This is a genomic window from Paraglaciecola chathamensis S18K6 (assembly GCA_000314955.1).
GTDB classification, from domain to species: Bacteria; Pseudomonadota; Gammaproteobacteria; order Enterobacterales; family Alteromonadaceae; genus Paraglaciecola; species Paraglaciecola chathamensis.
Genome location: BAEM01000063.1, coordinates 41879 through 64691, shown reverse-complemented (window position 1 = coordinate 64691; position 22813 = coordinate 41879). Strand labels below are relative to the sequence as shown.

At 45.8% G+C, this 22813-nt stretch carries 20 protein-coding genes; 15 read left to right on the top strand and 5 right to left on the bottom strand.

The genetic code is table 11. From position 1 onward, the window contains the following. The first annotated feature begins 89 nt into the window (after positions 1 to 89). Together GCHA_RS21890 and GCHA_RS21885 are read left to right on the top strand one after the other, a co-directional pair. Positions 90 to 311 carry a helix-turn-helix domain-containing protein gene (locus GCHA_RS21890; protein WP_007992253.1) on the top strand — a complete coding sequence of 74 codons (222 nt, stop codon included), beginning with the start codon at positions 90 to 92 and terminating at the stop codon, positions 309 to 311. 90 nt (positions 312 to 401) lie between these two features. Further along, entirely contained in the window at positions 402 to 1307 is a 906-nt protein-coding gene (locus tag GCHA_RS21885) for a DNA replication terminus site-binding protein (protein WP_007992251.1), read from the top strand. A 350-nt stretch (positions 1308 to 1657) separates the two neighbouring features. On the opposite strand, the gene GCHA_RS21880 is transcribed toward GCHA_RS21885, so the two are convergent. Continuing rightward, entirely contained in the window at positions 1658 to 2578 is a 921-nt protein-coding gene (locus tag GCHA_RS21880) for an AraC family transcriptional regulator (RefSeq protein WP_007992246.1), read from the bottom strand. Between the two features lie 211 nt (positions 2579 to 2789). Between GCHA_RS21880 and GCHA_RS21875 the strand changes: the two genes are divergently transcribed. From GCHA_RS21875 to GCHA_RS21820, 12 genes are all read left to right on the top strand, one after another. Then, on the top strand, positions 2790 to 3845 hold the full coding sequence (locus GCHA_RS21875) for an alpha/beta hydrolase (RefSeq protein ID WP_007992244.1): 1056 nt from the start codon (positions 2790 to 2792) through the stop codon (positions 3843 to 3845). A 12-nt stretch (positions 3846 to 3857) separates the two neighbouring features. Beyond that, complete coding sequence (locus GCHA_RS21870) at positions 3858 to 4949, top strand: alpha/beta hydrolase (RefSeq protein ID WP_039992907.1); 1092 nt, start codon at positions 3858 to 3860, stop codon at positions 4947 to 4949. Between the two features lie 37 nt (positions 4950 to 4986). Further along, positions 4987 to 6132: a (R)-mandelonitrile lyase gene (locus GCHA_RS21865; protein ID WP_007992240.1), complete on the top strand. Its 1146-nt coding sequence runs from the start codon at positions 4987 to 4989 to the stop codon at positions 6130 to 6132. 32 nt (positions 6133 to 6164) lie between these two features. Further along, on the top strand, positions 6165 to 7292 hold the full coding sequence (locus tag GCHA_RS21860) for an aldo/keto reductase (protein ID WP_007992237.1): 1128 nt from the start codon (positions 6165 to 6167) through the stop codon (positions 7290 to 7292). 25 nt (positions 7293 to 7317) lie between these two features. Continuing rightward, on the top strand, positions 7318 to 7833 hold the full coding sequence (locus GCHA_RS21855) for a nuclear transport factor 2 family protein (protein WP_007992235.1): 516 nt from the start codon (positions 7318 to 7320) through the stop codon (positions 7831 to 7833). A gap of 171 nt (positions 7834 to 8004) precedes the next feature. Then, on the top strand, positions 8005 to 8547 hold the full coding sequence (locus GCHA_RS21850; RefSeq protein ID WP_007992231.1) for a (2Fe-2S)-binding protein: 543 nt from the start codon (positions 8005 to 8007) through the stop codon (positions 8545 to 8547). Positions 8548 to 8550: 3 nt separating this feature from the next. Continuing rightward, on the top strand, positions 8551 to 10914 hold the full coding sequence (locus tag GCHA_RS21845; RefSeq protein WP_007992228.1) for a xanthine dehydrogenase family protein molybdopterin-binding subunit: 2364 nt from the start codon (positions 8551 to 8553) through the stop codon (positions 10912 to 10914). 121 nt (positions 10915 to 11035) lie between these two features. Beyond that, positions 11036 to 11887: an aldo/keto reductase gene (locus GCHA_RS21840; protein WP_007992226.1), complete on the top strand. Its 852-nt coding sequence runs from the start codon at positions 11036 to 11038 to the stop codon at positions 11885 to 11887. A 293-nt stretch (positions 11888 to 12180) separates the two neighbouring features. Then, positions 12181 to 14358 carry a TonB-dependent receptor gene (locus GCHA_RS21835; RefSeq protein ID WP_007992224.1) on the top strand — a complete coding sequence of 726 codons (2178 nt, stop codon included), beginning with the start codon at positions 12181 to 12183 and terminating at the stop codon, positions 14356 to 14358. Between the two features lie 10 nt (positions 14359 to 14368). Next, a complete protein-coding gene (locus GCHA_RS21830; RefSeq protein WP_007992223.1) occupies positions 14369 to 14926 on the top strand; it encodes a hypothetical protein in 558 nt (185 codons plus the stop codon). Position 14927: 1 nt separating this feature from the next. After that, complete coding sequence (locus GCHA_RS21825) at positions 14928 to 16364, top strand: PepSY-associated TM helix domain-containing protein (RefSeq protein ID WP_007992221.1); 1437 nt, start codon at positions 14928 to 14930, stop codon at positions 16362 to 16364. 863 nt (positions 16365 to 17227) lie between these two features. Next, complete coding sequence (locus GCHA_RS21820; RefSeq protein ID WP_007992220.1) at positions 17228 to 18220, top strand: LacI family DNA-binding transcriptional regulator; 993 nt, start codon at positions 17228 to 17230, stop codon at positions 18218 to 18220. On the opposite strand, the gene GCHA_RS21815 is transcribed toward GCHA_RS21820, so the two are convergent. Continuing rightward, positions 18201 to 18731, bottom strand: coding sequence for an MFS transporter (locus GCHA_RS21815; protein ID WP_318249038.1), 531 nt, complete (start codon positions 18729 to 18731; stop codon positions 18201 to 18203). The two genes, GCHA_RS21820 and GCHA_RS21815, sit on opposite strands and share 20 nt — an antisense overlap. Positions 18732 to 19008: 277 nt before the next feature. On the opposite strand from GCHA_RS21815, the gene iolB reads away from it, so the two are divergent. Further along, complete coding sequence (gene iolB, locus GCHA_RS21810; RefSeq protein ID WP_007992218.1) at positions 19009 to 19824, top strand: 5-deoxy-glucuronate isomerase; 816 nt, start codon at positions 19009 to 19011, stop codon at positions 19822 to 19824. A gap of 45 nt (positions 19825 to 19869) precedes the next feature. Here the strand turns inward: iolB and GCHA_RS21805 are convergent, their stop codons facing one another. The 3 genes from GCHA_RS21805 to GCHA_RS21795 form a co-directional block, all read right to left on the bottom strand. Beyond that, positions 19870 to 20793 (bottom strand): DMT family transporter, encoded by a 924-nt coding sequence (locus GCHA_RS21805; protein WP_007992217.1) that lies wholly within the window; start codon positions 20791 to 20793, stop codon positions 19870 to 19872. Between the two features lie 61 nt (positions 20794 to 20854). After that, complete coding sequence (gene iolG / locus GCHA_RS21800) at positions 20855 to 21865, bottom strand: bifunctional inositol 2-dehydrogenase/D-chiro-inositol 1-dehydrogenase (RefSeq protein ID WP_007992216.1); 1011 nt, start codon at positions 21863 to 21865, stop codon at positions 20855 to 20857. An 18-nt stretch (positions 21866 to 21883) separates the two neighbouring features. After that, positions 21884 to 22783: a sugar phosphate isomerase/epimerase family protein gene (locus GCHA_RS21795; protein ID WP_007992215.1), complete on the bottom strand. Its 900-nt coding sequence runs from the start codon at positions 22781 to 22783 to the stop codon at positions 21884 to 21886. Between the last annotated feature and the right edge of the window lie 30 nt (positions 22784 to 22813).

Below are 22813 nucleotides of genomic sequence, written 5' to 3'. Positions count from 1 at the left end.
AATTTGCTTACGCACATTTTAACATGCATAAAACCGAACTATTACTCTCATCATTGGGAGAGCTTATTAAATCAAGTAGAACGCTCACAATGGATCAAGAAGCGTTAGGGAAAAGCACAGGTATGGGTCGTAATACGATTTCTGCTATTGAAAATGGTCTAGGTGCTAACGCTAGACATCTTTTTGCCGTGATGGAACAACTGGGTTTAATCGACGACCTTCCAACATTGGTAAATGAAAAGTTATCTGCCACGAATAACTCACTCGTCCGTAAATCATGTAAAGCACCGGAGATGATTTCCCGTGAATAATAAGGCTTGCGTGTTCGTTTTGGCCGAGTGCGAAAATCGTTGTATCGTGAAAGTTATTTTGCTTGGACCCTATTTACAAGGCATGGGTGAATGATGAGTAATTTAATTGATTTAATGTCTGAGCTAGAAGCTGAAATTTTGCAGCTCAGAATGTTATTACGAGAAGTGGCTATCCCTGAGTTGTGTAGTTATTTTCACGTGCCACTGGTGACTAAAGAGGAACAGGATTCAATTATAGAGTTTGGTTATTCTAAGATCGAAGTCACAACCTTGACGGGGCATGAAGCGTTACAACGAAGCTTAGAAGCCCTCACCGATTTTTATGTTCCCGACAGCTCATTCTCAAGACGCTTTGTCACTAAGCATCCTGGACTTATTGTGGTCTCTGGCGCTAAGTTCGAGATTTCAGCACAAGTAAAACGGGTAAATTCTGCAAAATTAGCATTTAAAGCTGGAGTCCTTGCTTTAAGCGAAACTGCGTTGGAAAAGTGGAAAGAAGTTCATGACCGCTTTATGCACCTGATAACTACAACCGTGTACCGTTCCATCTACTGCTTTGATGAAAATGTTCACCGGATTAACTTCAATTGGGTTTCTCGCCCCAGAGTGAGCAACTTAACGAAGACGGAACTGTTAGAGAAGATTGAGAACGGAATATTTACTGTTCCCCCTTCTCATTCAATGGAAAGCTGGAAAGCTGTTTTAGCGGCAGATAAATCGTTAATCGAGCGGCAGACGAACGATACATTTACAATTCGTCGTAGAATCAAGTTACGGCCTGAAGCTTCCATTAGGCTAGAAGATGCGAATTCAGCGATAGGTTATAGTGCTGGCCTGCCCTACATCGTATTTAATAGGCCCGGATATTTCACTCCTCTGGAGTCATTTGATGCCAGTAAAAAGCAGAATCGAACAAGAAAGGAAGACTCGCTACAATTACTAATCAAGAGAATGAACTTGTATGCCGATAGCAATAGTTCGAAAGGAAAATCCTAACGCTCATGAAACTATCCACAGGCTTGTGGATAGTTTAAAGCATATCCCGCCGCGGTCAGAGTAAAGTACTCAACTTTTGACTGGATAACCCCCACGGGAATATCGGTGAAAAAGTTCGCAGCTATCTTAACGCAGATCGTCGCCATAACGCACTGAAACGCTTTCGTTTGCCACCTAACCTGCTTACGAGATATCTGATCATTGTGTTTACCGCTACGCGCCTGACCGAGCGTTAATTAAACTTGCTCACTAATGACAAATTCACAGGCAAGTAAAGTGTCTACGAAGCTGGGGGAAGATCAAGTGAAACTTATGCCTATGAATCACGCAGATTATTCACTTCATTACCTTTAATTTCCCGTTTGCGCCAATTTATATCGCAATTCGTTGACATCTTTCGCCGGGGAGCATCCATAAAGTCGTGCGTATTCACGACTAAACTGGGAGGGACTTTCGTAACCAACCTGAAATGCCGCAGTTGCAGCGTCGAGGTGCTCGGTTAGCATTAAACGTCTGGCTTCCTGAAGTCGAATTTGCTTTATATATTGCAGCGGACTCATCGCAGTCATATTTCGGAAATGGTGGTGAAAAGTAGATACCCCCATGTTCGCGACCCGAGCCAAATCCTCCACCCTGATATGTTCTGAAAATTGAGATTTGAGCCATGCGATTGCCTTTGCCACCTGATGCGTTTGCGTCCCCATTGCGGCGAGTTGCCTAAGCTTTTCACCCTGCTCCCCGACAAGCAAACGATAAAATATTTCTCGTCTTATCATGGGCGCGAGCATCGGAATATTTGTACTCTCATAAGCCAAATCAAGTAGTCGTTGAAACCCGCTGATTAACGCTGGTGTTAGTTTACCCGTTGCCATACCACGATCTGAACGTTGCCCCTTGGGAGGCGGTAGTTGGCTGTCCGCCATCAGTTGCGTGATTTCCTGATAGTCGAAAGTCAGTTTAAGACCAAGATAAGGATGTTCGGCACTTGCTTCCGTGACTTGAGCTACTACCGGTAAATGAACACCTGAAAACAAATAGTGCTCTGTGTCATAAAAGAAGGTTTCCTCACCTAATTGAACACGCTTTGCTCCCTGTGCAATCAGACACACACTGGGTTCATATGCGCCGGCCATCGGAATGTTCGCGTCAATTTTCTTGAATACCGTCAATCCAGGAATATCTGTCGGGCAGTAATCATCGTGTACGGTCAGCTTCGAAATGCTTGATGCTAAGTGCTTCATATTGTTTACATGGGTAGGGTCGGTTTTCATCTTTATGCCACATTACAGATGTTTCAGATACAGTCAGTATAGCCACCCTGTAGGCGCTAATACATAGATCTAATTTGTACTCAGAGAAATAGGCAATTATTGAACAGAATTTGAATACTGACTTTTTCTCGCCGTTACTATCCTTAAAAGCATGAGATTAACTCTTGGTGTGTGAGCGCTATTTGGCACCTTTTTAAGTCACGGGAAAAATATGAAATCACTGGTTAAAACGGCTGCATTCCTACTGTCGGCAAATCTATTGTCTGCTGAAGTATTGTCGGCGGACTATCGACAGAATCCATTTACGTTGACGTACGAAGGGGCCATTACGAAAAACGTTGAGGGTAAGGTCAATATTCATGCGGTGAGTTATAAATTAAATAACATCGACATCGCCGCGAATGTGTACACTCCACCTGGTTTTGATCCGTCGAAACAATATCCTGCGATTGTCATCGCTCACCCTAACGGTGGTGTGAAAGAGCAGGTTGCGGGGCTGTATGCTCAACGACTATCGGAACAAGGCTACATCACCATCACTGCTGATGCCGCTTACCAAGGTGCCAGCGGAGGTGAGCCTCGAAATATTGATAAACCGGCTAACCGTATTGAAGACATCCACGGCATGGCGGACGTCATTTCTACCTACCCAGGGGTTTCAACATCCCAGATAGGACTTCTTGGCATTTGTGGTGGCGGTGGCTACTCCCTTAAAGCAGCGCAATCCGACAAACGTTTCAAATCCATCGCGACACTTAGCATGTTTAATTCTGGACGTGTTCGCCGAAACGGTTACATGGACTCTGCGCTAGATACCATTCAGCAACGTTTAACGTCCGCTTCTGAAGCGCGAGAAATCGAAGCCAAGACGGGAGAAGTCCGTTATGTCGGTGATGCAAAGCTAACCGACGAACAAATTGCAGCCTTGCCCTTCGATCTTTACCGACAAGGATTCGAATATTATGGCAAAACCCATGCCCATCCAAATTCGACTTTTCGCTATACAGAGAGCAGTTTGTTGTCGCTGATGAATTTTGATGCAGCGACGAATATGGATCTTATTAATCAGCCCTTATTGATGATTGCCGGTAGTAAAGCGGATTCATTGTACATGACCAAAAACGCGTTTGAATTAGCGACCAAGTCTGAGGATAAGCAATTATTTCTTATCGAGGGTGCTACACACATTGAGACCTATTGGAAGCCTGAATACGTTTCACAAGCCATGACGCAACTCAGCCACTTCTTTGATGACGTATTGAAGTAAGGAGTTAATGACATGATTTCGATCATAAGAAGCTATCGTTCGTTGACTCTAATGGCGTCAACAGTTCTGGTACTGAGTGCATGTAGCACTACCTATAAGACAAATGACTCAGCATCCCCTTTAATGCTCGCAGAACAAGGTAGTTTCGCTGTGGGTGGGACTGTCATTCAAAAAGAAGGGGAATTTGATCCGATAAAATTGACGTCTGCCGGGCAAACGTTACATGGCGATCACGCTTATGTCTTTTATCAAATTCCAGTCAATGAACGAAAATACCCGTTAGTAATGTGGCATGGTTTCGGGCAGTTCTCGAAAACGTGGGAATCTACACCAGATGGCCGTGAAGGTTACCAGAATATATTCCTACGCAAAGGGTACGGCGTTTATTTGATTGACCAACCCCGGCGTGGTAACGCCGCAAAAGCCACACTCTCTGGTAGCTACGAGCCGATTCCGAATGAGCAAATGTGGTTCAATACTTTTCGCGTTGGTACATGGCCTGACTACTTCCCCAATGTGCAGTTTCCAAAAGATGAAGCGTCGTTAGAACAATATTTTCGACAAATGGTGCCTGATGTCGGCCCTATCAATATCAATGTAAATGCTGATGCGGTTGAAGCCTTATTTACCAAAATTGGCGATGGCATCCTAGTTACCCATTCACACAGCGGAGGAATGGGGTGGCAGGCAGCCATGCAGAGTCAGCACATCAAGGCCATTGTTTCTTATGAGCCCGGTAGTAATTTTGTTTTCCCTGAAGGCGAAGCGCCTGCCCAGAAGCAGAGTAGCAGTGGTCCATTAACTGCGGTAGAAGCTCCTCTGGATGATTTTAACAAGCTGACTCAGATCCCAATTGTGATTTATTACGGTGACAATATTCCAGAAAAACCCAGTCAATTGCCCGGCGAAGATGGCTGGCGAATCAGGCTTGAGATGGCTTACGAGTGGGCTGATGCCATAAACCGACATGGTGGTGATGCTACTGTTATTCACCTTCCCCAAATAGGTATTTATGGTAACACCCACTTTCCATTTTCAGACCTGAATAACTCTGAAATAGCAACGCTCATGTCTGATTGGTTGCACGAGAAAGGTTTAGATTAAACGTATATGAATCATCATTTTGCGCGAGGGAATTATTTTGAAAATCAATAAGTTTTCGTTAAAGCAGGTCATCGTAACGCCACTTCTTGGATTATGTGCGTTGTTCGTCAGCGCAGTCAATGCCACAGAAGAAAGTCAGTCTCTAGACAAACGCCAAGCCTCAATGATTCCGATTGCTGCACTCACGGCATCAGGCGATGTACAAACGCTGAATGAAGCGCTCAAGGCTGGGTTGGAAAATGGGTTAACCGTCAACGAAATTAAAGAAATTTTCATCCACTCTTATGCGTATGCAGGGTTTCCCCGTGCACTAAACGGCATTATGACTTTTATGGATGTGGCTTCAGAACGAAAAGCGCAGGGAATGACCGATGAAGTAGGCAGAGAAGCGACACCGCTTCCGGATGATTACAACGCGAATAGTTATGGTCATCAGGTTCGCAATGAACTGGTAGGGCGAGATATGTCCAATCGCACAACGGGCTACGCGGGCTTTGTACCAACTATAGAGACATTTCTCGTAGAGCATTTATTCGCAGATATATTTTATCGGGACGTACTAACCGTTAAAGACAGAGAGCTACTCACTATTAGTATGCTTTCTGCGATGCCGGGGGTTGAAGCCCAATTGATGTCGCACATGAAGTTATCACTAAGGGTCGGTTACAGCCCCGCACAGTTGCTCGAATTCACACGCATTCTAAAGGACTCCGTGAGTCAGGACAGCGCAATAAGAGCCAGTCACGTTCTTAGTAGTGTTGCGAATATCGATGTGAACAACGAAACCACCAAGCACGTCACCGTGAGCAGTGATTCAACGGTTACACAAGGCTCACCCACTAACTTTAGTGGAGTAGCGAAAGTCAGTTCTCGGTTCACGTCGCCGATAGATGGTCATTATCGCGGAGCATTGGTGGAGTTTGAAGCGGGAGCTCGTACTGCCTGGCATACCCACCCGAAAGGCCAAACACTCATCATTATCTCAGGAAAAGGACTGGTTCAGAATGAAGGTGGGAATATTCAGGAGATGTTACCGGGTAATGTTATCACTATCCCACCCAATACCCGGCATTGGCACGGTGCCGCGCCAGATTCATTCATGTCACACATCGCAATTTCAACGCCAGACAATGGCGAGACCGTAACTTGGATGGAGTTGGTCTCGCAGGAACAGTCTCATTAATAATTTTAACCTGATTTGACCGGAACAGTTTTATGCAAAACAGAAGACAATTTCTTTTATCGGGGGCGAGCCTGGCGGCTGCATCACTGCTGAGTACCAATATACAGGCGTCAACCTCTGAACAAAAGAAGCGCACAATTTCAACAAGTCCAAACACACGAAAGCTTGGCAAACTACAAGTTTCGTCTATTGGATTGGGCGTTCAGAACATGAGCCGGAAGTACGACACATCGGTTCCCAATCGACAGGAAATGCATCAAGTGATCCGAAGCGCCTACGAGGAGGGAGTCACATTTTTTGATGCGGCTGAAGCGTATGGTCCCTTCGAAGTCGAACGTATTCTTGGTGAAGGCGTTAAACCGTTTCGGGACAACATCGTCATTGCCACCAAATTTGGCTGGAATATTGACCAACAGACCGGGGCGAGATTACCGGGATTGAACAGTCGCCCTGCCCATATCAAGATGGTTGTCGAAGGCATGTTATCGAGGTTACAAACGGACCGTATTGATTTGCTTTACCAGCATAGAGTGGACCCCGATGTACCCATTGAAGATGTGGCCGGTGCAGTAGCAGATCTGATGAACGAAGGAAAAGTCCTGCACTGGGGGCTATCAGAAATGGGCATCAATACACTCAAACGCGCACATGCGACCTTACCTGTTAGTGCCGTACAAAGTGAATATTCGATGTTATGGCGCGGTCCTGAAAAATCTGTTTTGCCGTTGTGCGAGAAATTGGGCATCGGCTTTGTTCCCTGGAGTCCGCTGGGAGTACAGTTTTTAACAGGATGGATTGACGAAAATACTCGTTTTTCACAAGGCGATTTTAGAGCTACGGAGTCTCGATTTAATCCTGAAAACCTCGCTCATAATATGTCGCTGGTAAAGCTATTAATGCAATGGTCTGAACGAAAAAATGCATCACCAGCGCAAATCGCGCTTGCCTGGTTACTACATCAGAAACCCTGGATTGTACCAATACCAGGAACAACCAGTTTGGCACATATGCAGCAAAACACAGCTTCAAGAGATCTTTCTTTCTCTACGTCAGAGTTGCGAGAGCTAAACGATTCGCTGGCTTCAATCGCGATACAAGGCCAGCGATTACCAGACTTCGTTCAGGTGTTTTCTGACGTTGAAGCACCTGAAAAACTCTGATCAAACCCCATACCCCGGAGACACTATGAAATCAATAATCCCAGCACCATTTTGGCTATTGTTACTGCTATCGTTTTTTCCATTCGGCTCTGTGATGGCAGAGCAAAGCCCTTATGTGAATTTACAAGCCGAAATGCCTGCCGAAGGCGGCATGCAGAAAACAGAGGAAATACTTTCGGCCTTGTCAAAACAGAAATGGCAATGGATGGCTGACAAAAATGTCGATGCCCTGGCACCTTTGTTCCATAAAGAATCAAAATTTGTCCATATGAGCGGAGCTTGGAAAAAAGATCGTGAGTTAGAAATTATTAAGAGCGGCAGTATTTGGTACAAAAATACCGTTGTCCATGACTGTGATGTGGAAATTGTTGGTCAAACCGGTGTTGTCTGGAGCCGCATTACCCTGGATGCCCATGTGCGTGGCCAGGACGTTTCAACCGAATTTACCACCACGGAAGTCTATGTAAACACCGCCGGAAATTGGCAGTTACTTGCCCTGACTTTCAGTAGTGTGCGTAATACCCACAAAATTGAGCATTAAAGGCTGCTGGTAAAGTTGCCTGCGATACTCAATGACCAACAACGAAAATTAAGCCGTTTCAGATAAGTAGCAGCCGCTTGCTCTGATGAATGATGGGCGATGGCTGACAACCAGAGGCCTTACTGAACGAATTGATTGACATGTAATGCCCATACTCAAAGGAGTAAAGCGATGATAACTTTGTTTATAAACGGCCACGCCCGCCAGGTGAAAGCCGCGCCAGATACCCCACTGTTGTATGTTTTGCGCGGTGAACTCAATGTGATGACCCCCAAGTTTGGTTGTGGTCTGGCGCAATGTGGTGCGTGTTCAGTGTTGGTTGATGGTGAAGAGGTTCGCGCCTGCATTTATCCCATTATCGCGCTTGAAGGCAAGCAAATCACCACGGTTGACGGGTTGCCAGCACGCTGGCAACAACAACGTTCGTTGCCGAACGCCCCTGATCGTTTGCATCCGGTGCAACAGGCCTGGATTGATGAGCAGGTTCCCCAATGTGGTATTTGTCAGTACGGCATGATGATCAAAGCCACCGAATTATTAGAAAAAAATCCCAGCCCCAGTGATGAAGACATCAATCACGCGATGACTGTATCAGGCCCCTCGGCGCATTTGTGTCGCTGTGGCTCATATGCAGCCATCAAGGATGGTATTCATCGCGCAGCAGCAATTATCAAAGGCGCTGAGTTGATTACCACCAACACTGTAGAGGGCTAAGAGATGAACATTGAACAGAACGATAATGAAGAAACTCAATCAGTTGGTGAGTACTTGATTTATGGCGCGAAATTAAGTCGCCGGGCTTTCCTGGGAGGCAGTGGTGCTTTGATTGCATCCTTGGCACTGGACCCGAAACTGGCATTTGCTGCGGCTAACGGCAGTCAACCCACCTCACTGGATGCGGCCAAACCAGCCAGTTGGATTGAAATTCATGCCGATAACACAGCATTAATCCGTACCGGGAAATGTGATTTTGGTCAGAGTTCTATTTTTACCGCGTACCGACAGATCGTAGCCGAAGAACTTAGTATGCCGGTAGCAAATATTACCAATGTGGTGTGGGGTGATACGGATGTGACACCTGACGGCGGCGGTACCTTTGGTTTATTGCGTACCAACGTGCAGAATTTGCGTAAAGTGGCTGCTTATATACGCGAAGCGGTTTTAACCCTGGCAGCGGAAAAATTCGCCGTAGCCAAAGATAGCCTGAAAATAAAAGAAGGGGTTATCCAGGCTGGTAATCACACAATTAGCTATGGTGAATTACTGGCCAATCAAAATTGGTCCTTGAGTATTCCGGTCAGGGGGGAGCTAACCAGCTTTATGGGAATTGTCGTTACCGGGGAGCCACCCATGAAGCCCGTTAGCGAATACACAATCATCGGTCAGCCACTGAAAAATCCCATCGTCAGGCCCAAAGTCGCAGGCGACAATATCTGGGTGGGCGACGTGAAATTACCGGGTATGTTGCATGCACGGGTGATCCACCCCGAAACCCTCGGTTCAACCTTACTAAAAGCCGGTCCATTGGATAAAACCTTATTCGCCAACAGTCAGATTGTAACCATTAATAATCTGTTGGCGGTGGTGTCGTCTGATGAATGGGAAGCAGTGCAGGCGGCACGGTCAGTTGAAGCTAAAACTCAATGGTCTGACTGGCAGGGTATTCCCACTACTTCTACCGGATTACAACAATTCTTGCACGATAAGCCCAGTTGGGACGACGTGCCGGATATGCAAAGCCGCTCGTCCAAAGGCGATATCAGTCTGCCGGTCGCCAAGTCCCATTCCGCTGAATATTTTATGCCCTATTATAAACATGCGCCGATAGGCCCGATGGTATCGGTGGCCGAAGTCAAAGACGGCAAAGTGGTGGTGCACACACACAGTCAGAATCCGCAGTTTTTGCGCATGGCGATTGCCAAAATGCTTAAACAGCCTGAAGCCGATGTGATCATCAAAACTTATATTGGCCCCGGCCACTTTGGACGTTCAAATGGTGGCAATGCAGGTTCAGAAGATGAGGCTGCATTATTGGCCGTCAAACTTGGTGTACCTGTCAGGGTACAGTGGATGCGCCATGACGATATGCAGTGGTCAACCAACTCGTCGGCTATGCTGTCACAAATTAGCATTGGCTTGGATGAGCAGGGTCGCATTGCGACTTATCAAGCAGTGCACAGCGGCCCGCCGATGCAGGATGACCGTCCAATCGGTGCGATTCTGGCAGGCAAAGACACAATCTTGCCACCGACGCCCGATAACCCTTCATTTTTACATGGTCTGGGGATTTTTATCGCCGACACCTGGGTGTATGGCTCGGTAGAGAATATTGCTGAAACTGGCCGTGGTATGTATCAACTCGGCCAGCAGGAATCACCCATTAATGTGGGTATACGTGATCATTCCATGCGCACACCCATTCAGTTTCAGCAAAACTTCCCTCGCGAAACCGCCATGAGCGAAGCGGCTGCGCTGGCCGGAATGGATGCCATTGACTTTCGTCTGGCGCATATTACTGAACCACGCTTCAAAGCCATTCTTGAGCGATTGAAAATCGAAGCAGACTGGGACACTCGACCTTCCCCTTCACCGCAAGCACGTGCCAACGGCAGTGAGCCAGCACTTGGGCGCGGTGTATCGATTATGTTGCGTGACAATGGCTATTGGGCCTGTGCTGCACACATCGCGATAATACCGGATACGGGCGAAGTAAAAGTGGAGCGAATCACCTTGGTTTCAGATACCGGTATCGTAGTAAATCCGTTGCAATTAAAACGTCAGGCGGAAGCAGGCTGTATTATGGGCGTGTCTCAGGCACTGCATGAAGAAGTCAGTTTTGATAATAGCAAACTTACCTGTACCGACTGGCAGTCCTACCCAATTCTGAAAATGGCAGAAGTACCCAAGATTAAGGTAGTCATTGCGCCGGACAAAACCGCGACTATGTATGGACAAGGCTCCGAAAGTGCTAACGCCTTGGCTTCTTCGGCTATTGCCGGGGCTTTTTATGACGCTACCGGCAAAGCCATCAGACGACTTCCCTTGAAGCCTGACTACGTCAAAAAAGCGCTTTCGGCATAATTGGACAGGCCCCTGTCTTGCGATGGGGCTTTACTCATCTTCAATAGAAATCGGACTCACTAGCTGTCGGAGCAAACTGACGGCTAAGAGCTCTATTAACACAACAATAGGTAAACTGGCGATGCATAACCTGCAACTTAATCACGGCGTCCAACTGCCAATACTGGGCTACGGCGTTTTTCAGATCACTGACCCAAAAGAATGTGAACACGCGGTACTTGATGCGATTGCATCAGGTTACCGGCATATCGATACAGCCGCATCCTATGGCAATGAAACTCAAGTGGGTAATGCGCTGCGACAAAGTGGTATAGCCAGGAATGAAATGTTTGTCACCACTAAATTGTGGTTACAAGATGCCAGCTATGATGGAGCATTGGCGCAGTTTCAACGTTCATTAGATAGATTACAAACTGAGTACATTGATTTGTACCTGATACATCAGCCCTATGGTGATGTTCATGGTGCATGGCGTGCTATGGAAACACTTTTATCAGCAGGACAAGTACGAGCTATAGGAGTGAGTAATTTTACCCCAGACAGACTAGCTGACTTAATTGCATTTAACTCGGTTACACCCGCTGTGAATCAGATTGAAGTCAATCCGTTTAATCAACAACTGCATGGCGTTCCGTGGATGCAGTCCAGAGGTATCCAGATAGAAGCCTGGGCACCATTTGCGGAAGGCAGAAACAACCTGTTCACCCATCCCGTTCTGGCCGAAATTGCTAAAGCACATGGTAAAACTGTTGGGAAAGTAGTGCTTCGTTGGGTTGTGCAAAGGGGAATTGTTGCCCTTGCTAAAACGGTTACAACGTCACGTATGACTGAAAATCAGGATATCTGTGATTTCGAATTAACCACCACAGACTTGAATAAAATCACAGCGATGGATACAGCAACGAGTTCTTTTTTCTCGCACCGAGACCCTGCAATGGTCGAGTGGTTGTCTAATCGCAAGTTAGAAATTTAAGATTATTTCTGTTTCCCCAATGCCCATCGCTTTGGGTATAGGCTAGCGCTTAGCTGGCAGCCATTCTTGTCCAGCACTCTGCTATCGGCCGCTTTACGTACGGAACTGCCAAACAGCGAGCACTGGAAGTGCACCAACAGACAAAGAGCGGCCATTCTGTATACCTATCCTTCGGTGAGAACCCCTCTAGTACTAATCTCAGATAACGCGCATTGCAGATGTAACTGATAATCGTTATCATTAGCTATATTGCTAATAATTCCCCTTTCCTAAAAAAGTTTGGAGTTTCCCTGATGAATTTACGTAAAGTTGCCTTGGCTGTCGCGGCTGGACTGGTGTGTGCAAGCGTCCCTGTTTATGCGCAAACTGAACAAAAGACGGTGGATGAAACCGCTGAGGTTGAACATATTACCGTTAGTGCGTCGCAGGTAAATCTGCGTGACGGTTTTGCCGGTGGTCAGGTTTCCCGTGGTGGGCGCGCCGGTATCCTTGGCAATCTGGATATGATGGATTCACCGTTTAGCAGCACCAACTTTACCGCTGAGATTATTCGGGAGCAGCAGGCCAAGAGCGTGGCCGATGTGCTGCAAAACGACCCGGTAGTTCGCGTTGCACAAGGTTTTGGGAACTTTCAGGAACTCTACGTAATACGTGGCTTCCCTGTTTACTCGGATGACATGACCTACAATGGTTTGTATGGTATTTTGCCGCGCCAGTATGTGGCTGCTGAATTACTTGAGCGCGTTGAGGTTTTCCGGGGCGCCAGTGCATTCCTGAATGGAGCCGCACCCGGAGGCAGTGGTTTGGGCGGCTCGGTAAATATCGTTCCCAAGCGCGCTGGTGAGGAGCCTTTGAACCGCCTTACTGTTGGTTATGAATCACAGAGTCATATTTATGGTGCTGCCGATATCAGCCGTCGTTTTGGCGACGAAGAACAGAGCACTGGCGTGCGCCTGAATCTCGTTCAGCGAAGTGGCGAAACCAACATCAACAACCAAGATCGCGAACTCAGTGTTGCTTCGATTGGTCTTGATCATCAAAGCGAGAAATTCCGGGTTTCATTTGATTTAGGGTTCCAGGATCATCAGGTAGATGCCCCCCGACCAGCAGTCACGCCACTTGCCGAAATTCCTGAAGCTCCAGAGGGTGATGTAAACTTTGCTCAGGATTGGACCTATACGAATGAACGCCAATTCTTCGGCGCAGTACGTGGAGAATACGACTTTACTGATAACATCAGCGCGTGGGCGGCATACGGCTTCAGAAGTGGTGAAGAAGACAACATTTTTGCCAATCCCAGAAATGCACAGGCGAATGGCGATTTCAGTGCGTATCGTTTTGACAATGTCCGAAACGATGACGTTCAGTCCGGTGAAATTGGTGTCAACATTGAATTTACCACAGGCACTGTCGGCCACAAGGTCATTGCATCAACCTCTGTGTATTCGTCGGAGTCTGAAAACGCATACGCTTTTTCTGATTTTGCTGGATTTCCCGGAAATATCTACAACCCCGTAACTTCAGAAATTCCAGATGCAGATTTCTTTGTTGGCGGTAGTTTGGCCGATCCTTTGGTTACTGAAAAAGTCGACCTTTCAAGTATTGCCCTGGCGGACATGTTGTCGTTTTTCGATGGTAAAATTCTGGTTACCTTAGGCGGGCGTTTTCAAAACATAGAAACCAGGGCGTACAACTACAACACCGGAGTTGAATCATCGGGTTACGACGAATCGAAATTTACGCCGGTTGCGGGTGTTGTCTATAAATCGTCAGATCAACTGTCCTATTACGCCAACTACATCGAAGGCTTACTACCCGGCGAAGTGGCTCCAGCGTCGAGTGGTGGTGAAGTAATTGAAAACTCAGGAGAAATTTTTGACCCTTATCGCGCCGAACAGATTGAAGTGGGGGTGAAATACGATTCTGGTCAATACGGCGGCTCCCTCAGTGCGTTTAATACCTCCAAACAAACCGCGGTGGTTAAGAACAACGTATTTACGATTGACGGTGAGCAACAAAATCAAGGGCTTGAGCTGAGTGTTTTCGGGATGCCAACGGATAACCTTCGTATATTGGGTGGCTTCACCTGGGTGGACGCAGAAACCACAAAAACACAGGACGGTGTGCTGGATGGTAAATCCGCCGTTGGTGTGCCTGAGTTGCAGGCAAACGTAAACGTTGAATGGGACGTTACCGCAGTTCCTGGTTTAACGCTGGATGCCCGAGCTGCTTACACTTCCAGCCAGTACGCCAGTACAGATAACGCATTGGAAGTGGATGCTTCCAATCGCTTTGATCTTGGTGCTCGTTATAGCTTCCTGCTTGGCGTGACCGATGTAACAGTGCGGGCTCGTGTCGACAACGTGTTTGACAACAATTACTGGGCGTCGGTAGGAGGCTATCCGGGCTCCAACTATCTGGTGCTAAGTGAGCCGCGTACCTTTAAACTGTCAGCGTCAGTTTCTTTCTAGCGGAATCGTTATGTTGTATTCAATCGCTGCCTTTGTTGGCAGCGCACTGGCTATTGGGTTGTTTTACCGGGCATGGCAAAGCAACCAACTGGCTTTCAAGCGAGTGGCCAAGCTTGGCGCATTGGGCTTTATGCTGGTAAGCCTGAATCTCTGGGTTCATGAATATGGGCCTGAGCTTGGCGTGTGCTATGCCGTTGTCGCGTTTTCCCTGCAGGCGTGGAGTTGGATCTTTCTCGCACGCCAGCGCATCGACAAAGACATCAAACGGATTGATTTGCCCTTTGTGAAAGGCTTGGGCATGCCCGGCCGCGTCGAGAGTGTCAACGCGATCATTAAAATACTTGCCTGTGTATTTCTGAGTGCCGTATGTGCCATGCTGGTCACAGTGGTATGGACCACCGCATTGAGTATTGGCAAAGTCAATCTTATTGCGCTGGGGATCTATTCGATGCCGGTTTTGTGGGGCGCAGCCGCTTATTGGTTGTGCGCAGACAGTAAATTATGGCGACCGGTTCTGGTACTTAGCGGCTTAAGCGTGCTGAGTTATATTTCTATTTATAGTGTGTAGTATGAGATTCTCAATATCCCCCAGTGCAAATAAAAATGCGTTAAAAAGCCATGCCTGGTTAGGCTTGGCCGTTAGTGTGCTCATGTATTGGGTATGTTTGTCGGGAGCATTGTCGGTGTTCTCTCAGGAGTTGCTGCGTTGGGAACAACCACACATAGCGGATAACCTCGACTATACGCCGGCCAGTATCCAAACAGCGTACGAGCGCTTTCTGGCAATGAAGGATGGGATCACGAACGGCAACATTGTTGTCCGCCTGCCCACTCATGATATGCCACGGGCCCGTATCAGCGCTGACGGTGAGTCGTGGAATATATCTCCTTCGGGAACGCTCAGCGAACCGCTGTCAACGCCTATCACAGATCTTATCGTTGACCTTCATGTTGCACTGCATTTGCCTGAAGACATCGGGATGATGATCGTGAGTATGTTGGGTGCAATACTGGTCGCACTGATCATCTCCGGAGTTATTGGTCACCGACGTATTTTCAAGGATGCTTTTCGGCTACGTACGGGAAACAATGAACAGTTGACCCAGGGCGATTTGCATAATCGCATGAGTGTCTGGGGGCTGCCATTCCATTTGATGATTGCCATAACGGGTGTGTATTTCGGCTTAGCATCCTTTTTGACCTCCATCTATGCCGATACCCTGTACGACGGTAAAAAGATGGATTTATTTGCTGATCTTTACGGTACATCCATTCAGGTAGAGCACCAACCTAAGGTGGCTAACATTGCTCAGGCTTTGTCGGAAATCGATAGTATTGCTCCAAACACCCAGCCTGTCTTTGTCACGCTGGAGAACGCCACAAAAGACAATCAGTATATTCTGCTGGGTTCCCAGCATCTCGACAAACTGATCTATTCAGAACAATACCGGTTCGACTCCCACGGCCAATACATCGACAAAGTCGGTTACTCAGACGGTGACGCAGGGCAACAGGCATTGTTTTCAGTGTATCGAATCCATTTTGGCCATTTTGGCCCAGAAGCAATGAAAATCTTTTTTGGCTTGATGGGGTTTGCGCTGACAATTATTTCCGTCACAGGGATTAATCTGTGGCTGGCAAAGCGTCAAATGCAGGGTGCACTGAACCAACTATGGCTTGGCTTTGTGTGGGGAACACCCATCGGTTTGACTGTCGCAGCGATTTTGGAGCTTACCCTGTCGTTGCCACCCAAACCGGTTTTTTGGCTGGTGTTGGTAGCGGGGCTTATTGCCTCGTTAATGCAAAACGTGTTGGCGAAAACTCATCATCGCTTACTGAATGTGTTGGCAGTACTACTGGTGGTATTGGCAGTAACTCACTTTGTGGGGCATTACCCTGATTCATTGGTGCTGAATTCTGTGATAATCGATGCGGCGTTCATCGTGTTTGCATTATGCGTTTGGCGTTATCGCCATTCCCGAGTGCGTAAAGGCTGGAATAGCTAGTAGAATTAGGCTCAGCTGCAATTGAACTGTTATGTGCCAATGGTTTCGCGTGAATCTGATTTTTAGCTGCATTGCGTGTTGATGTTAGGTGATATAACAGAATAGTACTAGCCTAAACACTCCTCAGCTATTGAGCGCGACCTTTGAGCGCCTAACTTCAGTATTGGCTCAATTCCTGAGCTAGGTTGAAAACTTAATTTGAGAAAAGTCTAAGGTCTGCTTCACGCCCACAGCCACCGCACAAATACTAAAAAATTACATTAGCAAGTGGCATATAGAACCTATTCGACATAACACATAGAATGGAATGAGCGATAAGCTAAACTATGGTGTGTATAGTGTTTATTACTGCTTTAAGAGCGCAAAGCACGCATAGAGTACTGAAATAAGTTTTCATGAAAATAAGAGCAAGCGACACATTGTTAAAAGTTTGCTAACTTAGGGATTTTTAGGCTCATTGTGCAGCTGGTTTGACGAAATTAACGAGTCAGAATGTCTTAAGTCTCCGAAGATAACTTAGTAAATGGAAAAAAAATGTCACATGGAAAGCTTTCTAAGCGCCTTCTGTTGAGAGTCTTGTTGATAAGCGGTTCCCTTTTCTATTTAGGTTATTTGTTGGTTGTACATGCTTATCTCAAATAGCACTTTGAGATAATAAGAAGAGCGTTTACTTGCGCATATTGGGGACAATAAACAGCATGAAACTTATATGACAGAGAGTGATTTACCCCCACCCGAAATAAGAACATAAGCAAGATAAAAGGCATACCGGTATTGCCACAACGGATTCTGGTATGGCATTGCTTAAAAAACAGGTATAGTTTATTTTTTTAACGATAAAAAATGCAAGAGCCCATAAATAAATGGTGACTATTAAAGATGTAGCCGCCCATGCTGGCGTAGCGTTTAAAACGGTATCTCGCGTTGTTAATAACGATCCCACTGTAAAGCCGGCCAATCGTGACAAAGTAATAGCGTCTATTGAAGAACTAGGCTATCGCCCAAATCGTGCCGCGCAAATGACTAGGCGGAAAAAATCGGGGGTAATTGGATTTATTGCTGATGAGCTTTTGCGTGTGCCTTACACTTTCGATCTTATTCGCGGCGCACAAGATTTAGCCTGGAAGAATAATAAAGAACTCATGGTGCTTAACGTTAACGTTGATAAATACAGCGTACAGGGTGCAGTAAATCATCTGCTAGGACATAGAGTTGAAGGCATTATTTATGCGGCAATGTATCATCGGGAAGTAACACTGCCTGAAGAACTTTCCCCTGTTCCCACCGTATTAGCGAATTGTTTCGACCCCTCAGAGCGATTCGCCTCAATAGTGCCCGATGAAAAAGAAGCCGCCAGAGAAATTACTGCCAAAATGCTAAATAAAGGCTACCGTCGTATTGCCTTCTTAAACTTGAATGAAAATATTATTGCGGGGCAGCAGCGAAAAGCAGGTGCTGAACAAGCTTTTGCCGAACATAAAGGGAAAAATTGCGAACTGCATATAGAGTCTGTCATTACTGGTGATGAAGGCAATGAGCACTCAGTAACGCGCCAACGGGCAGCTGAACTTATCGAAAACTTTAAGCCCGATGCAATTCTTTGCGGACAAGATCCAATGGCAGTAGAAGTCTATTTTGTGGCACAATCTTTAGGTTTAAAAGTGGGCGAAAACATTGGTATTGGTAGCTTCGATGACTGGGATATTATCCCCACGCTATTACAACCATCACTTACCACCATGGCACTCCCTCACTACGATATGGGCCAGTGGGCCATAAATTATCTTTTAAACGAAAGAACCGATATCGTTAGTCAAACGGCAAAATTTAACTTAATTAATCGCGACTCATTTTAAGGTTTGTTTGTGGAAGTGCGGGCGCTACCTTGTTTTTATCTTCTAACACTCGCCAAGATATCGCTACGTTTAGGCTTACCACTATACCTAGTACCAAATACGCATTGGCAAAACCAAACGTATCGTACATTTCACCCACTAGCGACGACAGCGCTGTCGTTATCACCTGCGACATTACGTTAAATCCAATCAAGTAAATCGTTGCAGAGAGCCTAGCGTCGAAGTTAACCGTTATATATTTGAATATACTCACTAGCAAGAGGGGTAATTCTACAGCATGCAGAAGCTTCACCATCGATATTGAAATTGCGTCGTCAACCAAGCCTGATGCAATAATACGCAGCGCCATAATAGCGCCACTCAGTAACAAGCCATTCTTTGCACCAACTCTGTTTACCACGTATGGCGCCACAAACATCAGGCCCGCTTCCACAAACACTTGAGCCGAATTTAAGTACCCATAGAATCGGTTGCCTTCTTCTACACTGGGAAACATTGCTGCAAAATAAATAGCAAAAAACTATTTCAGGCACTTATGCGGCTCTGAGCGAAAACCAGCAATACGATTAATCAGCTCTTAAGATTATCTTTTGCAGAGAAAGTCGGCATTCGATTCTATTTTCGCTCACAAAACGAGTCATAAAATAAAGTTTAGCTCCGAACTATCACCACACACCAATGCTTGGACTATATATTTCACTAGCAATAAATAGTAGAATATCTATTTCACTAAAGGTAATGTTTTAATATTCGTTATTGCCACTAACTTAAGATAGAGGACTAGATTAATGCCACAACTGCTCTCAAAATACTCACTGCATGAGGAAACCGGAAAAACCCAATGTATTACTCCAAAGTCAGCTGGTTGGAAATATATAGGCTTCGAAGTTTTTGAATTAAAAGCAGGTGAAACGCTTTATCAAAAAACTGAAGAAAATGAAGTCTGTTTAGTCCTCATCGGAGGCAAAGCGGATGTCAAAACAGAAAGCTTATCGTTAAGTAATATTGGCGAGCGCATGGGGCCGTTTGAGCGCAAAAAGCCTTATGCCGTATATGTACCTAACGATGATTATTTCACGCTCTTGGCTAATACCGACTTAGAAGTTGCAGTATGCAAAGCACCTGGAAAAGGTGGATGTATAGCACGGTTGATTACCCCAGATGATATCCAATCAGAATCTAGAGGAAAAGGTTTTAACAAACGTTTTATACATAACATTTTACCCGAAACAGAACCCGCTGATAGCTTGTTAATTGTGGAAGTATACACTGACGAAGGTAATAGTAGTTCCTATCCATCGCACAAACATGATCAGGATAATGCCCCCCAAGAAACTTACCTAGAAGAAACGTACTATCACCGTATCGACCCGCCGCAGGGTTTTGTTTTTCAGCGTGTGTATACCGAAGATGGGGAAATAGATGAGTCAATGGCTGCTTATGATAGAGATGTAGTTCAGGTCCCCAAAGGTTATCATCCTGTTGCGACGCTAGCTGGTTACAATAGTTATTACTTAAACGTAATGGCAGGACCTGAACGTCGCTGGTGCTTCGTTTGGGAAGACGCCCATAGCTGGATAAATTCCTCTGATTATGGCGATTGACTAGATTGAGAACATTTATTGTCAGGAGGATTAAACACCTAGTGTTTAATCCTCCTGCATAGCTGGTCCTTGCATAAATACTAATTGCTTCCGTTTTCGACTTGCTCTGATACTGCCTACCGCGTTTACTACCAGCGCCAGAAATATCAATCCCATTCCTAACAGCGCGACCAAAGATAATTTTTCATTCAGCCACCAGGCACTAAGAATAGCAACCCAGACAGGTTCCAAGGTCATAACTATGGCCCCTTGTCCTTCAGGTGACATACTCTGCGCTTTAAGTAACAGAAAAAAGCGTAAACACGTCGCCAGAACAATACTTAGTGCTAGCCAATGCCATACGCCATAGACTGATTGATTGAAATCGATTTCCATCGATAAAAAAGCAATAAAACACACAGTACCAGCAGCAATCAATTGATAGCAAGTTTGGGTAATAGCCGGAATAGCATGGCACAAACGACCATTGATATTGAAGTAGAAAGCATAGAGGATAGCCGATAGCAAAAACAAGATATCTGAGTCAGCCAATGTCAAGCCATGGCGCAGAGCCAATAAAAATAATCCAGGCATAGCGATAGCGACGGCCAACCATGTGTGCCCCTGCGCACGAAACCCAAACAATAAACCAGTTATAGGAATAAGTAAAAAGCTCAGACTAATTAAGAAAGCTCCCACACCCAATCCATCGGAAATTGCTAACGCAAATCCCCACAAAGCTGTCTGAACACCTAAAACAGTGCCAGTAAGCAACGCTCGCCAACAATCAGACATTGGCGTTCTAATCACCTTTATTGGCTTCATTGCGCCAACCATCAAGCCAGATCCAATAAACCTAATTGCCAAGAAAAACATTGGACTCATCGCAATCAAAACAAATTTCGAAAAAAGCCAGCCTGAGGCTGCCAATAAGGTCACTGCAAGTAGCAGAATATTCGCGATATGAGTCTGCTGTATTTTCATATACATAGGATTTGAGCATCTCCTGAAACAAAAAACCCCGCAGCTTAGCGGGGTTATTTAAAATTAGTTAACGGTAAAATGAGGGTCTAGGCGGCATTTCAATCTTAATTATTTCACCACTCTCCTGAGATTTAACACAAGCATCACTGGCTACTGATGCTGCAAGCCCATCCCAAGCCGTAGGCCCAGTTAGCTCCCGAACTTTAACCCCTTCAATGAAATCCTGTAATTCCACATCATAGGCGTCAATAAAGCGCTTTTTCCAATCAGTCAGAATACCTTCAAATCGTTGAGCATTTTTACGCGTTGTAATACTCATAGGCTCAGGCAAATTAGCTACTCCTTCCTCACCAACAACAGAGCATTGAATGTCATAGCCATATTTACAGTTCACAAAGACTTCTACATCAATACGCACCCCTTTAGTGGTTTCCAACAATACTATTTGCGGGTCGGCCAGTTTTGAGTGCGTGTATTTTGTAGTACGGGGAAAAATGACTTGTGCTGAAACATAATCGTCATCCAGCAACCAGCGAAGCACATCAAGCTCATGTACTAGCGTGTCTTGGATAGCCATAGGGGTCTCATAGCTATCGGGCACTTCTGGATTGCGGTGAGCGCAATGTACCATAAGCGGCTCGCCAATTTCGTTTTCGCTAATAGCTTTTTTCAGCATACGGTAACCCGCATCGTAGGGTCGCATGAACCCAACTTGAACGAGTCGCTTACCGTGTAAAATTTCTGCATCAACTATACGACGACAACCTGCTGCAGTGGTCGCCAAAGGCTTTTCACAGAAAACATATTTGCCAGCCTCTATCGCAGCTAACACAAATTCTTCATGAGTCGGCCCCCATGACGTAACTAATACAGCATCTACATCTCCAGCAGCAATCAGTTTATGGCCATCACCATAGACTTTAGCCTGTAAATCCAGGTTGTGTACCAAACTCTCAGCGCTCTCCCGATTCACATCGGTGACGGCAACAACATCTGCACCAGTCAAAACTTTTGATATGCGGCGAGCATGATCCGCCCCAATAGCACCAGTGCCGATAACTCCAAATCTAACTTTCATTTCATTCTCCAAATACGATTAGCTATGCCAGTATTTATCCACATAGCGTTGAATCTCTTCCCGCATAAACTTAGACGATGCTTCTGCATTTTCTTCCCATGCGAATACACAACTCGATAGCACTCCGTTAAAACCTATTTCGTATAACGTTTTAAAGAAAGTATCCCAATCCAGTTCACCCTCTCCCATATTTAGGTGCTGATGAACGCGAGCATTAGAACCAGGAGGATTAACTATGTAACGCAGTTGAGATGACGCCTTATGATTAAAAGTATCAGCCACTCTTGCATGTACCAGCTCTCCCCGTGTCGCTCGGATGGAATCAGCGAGATCATCACCGTAATAAAATGAATGCGGAGCTATATACGATGCTTTTACTGCTTTCGAATCTATTGTTTTTATAATGTCGATAGCAGGCGAAATTGCTTCCACCCAATCTTCAGGGTGCGGCTCAACACTCAGGGTTAAACCTTCACGTTCCAAAATTGGTACTAATACATCCATGGCTCGCCAAAAGGCATTTTCACATGCTTCAGGTGTATGTATACCTTGTGTGCACGCCTGAGAACGCTCAGGGGAGCCACCTCTGCCAAATTCAGAAATCAACACCTTACATTCCATTTCTACAGCTATTTCGATCGTTCGCTTCCAATTTTCAATCGCATTGTCCCACTCATCTCTATATGGGCTAGACCAACGATACATTGGCTGTAGCGTTGCTAATTCCACATCAGCCTTTCTCAACGCTTTTTTAAATGTTTTCACACGAGCTGGGAAGACCCGGGGACGAGTCCACCATTGTAAAAAGTCCTCCCGAGGCGAAAGCTCAAGATAGTCATACCCCATTTCCTTAACAAAATTGGGTAGTTGATCTAGCGGAATATGTCGACTCATATACGGGTCTAGGGCAATTTTCATGTTATAAATCCTCCAGTTATTCTGAGAAGT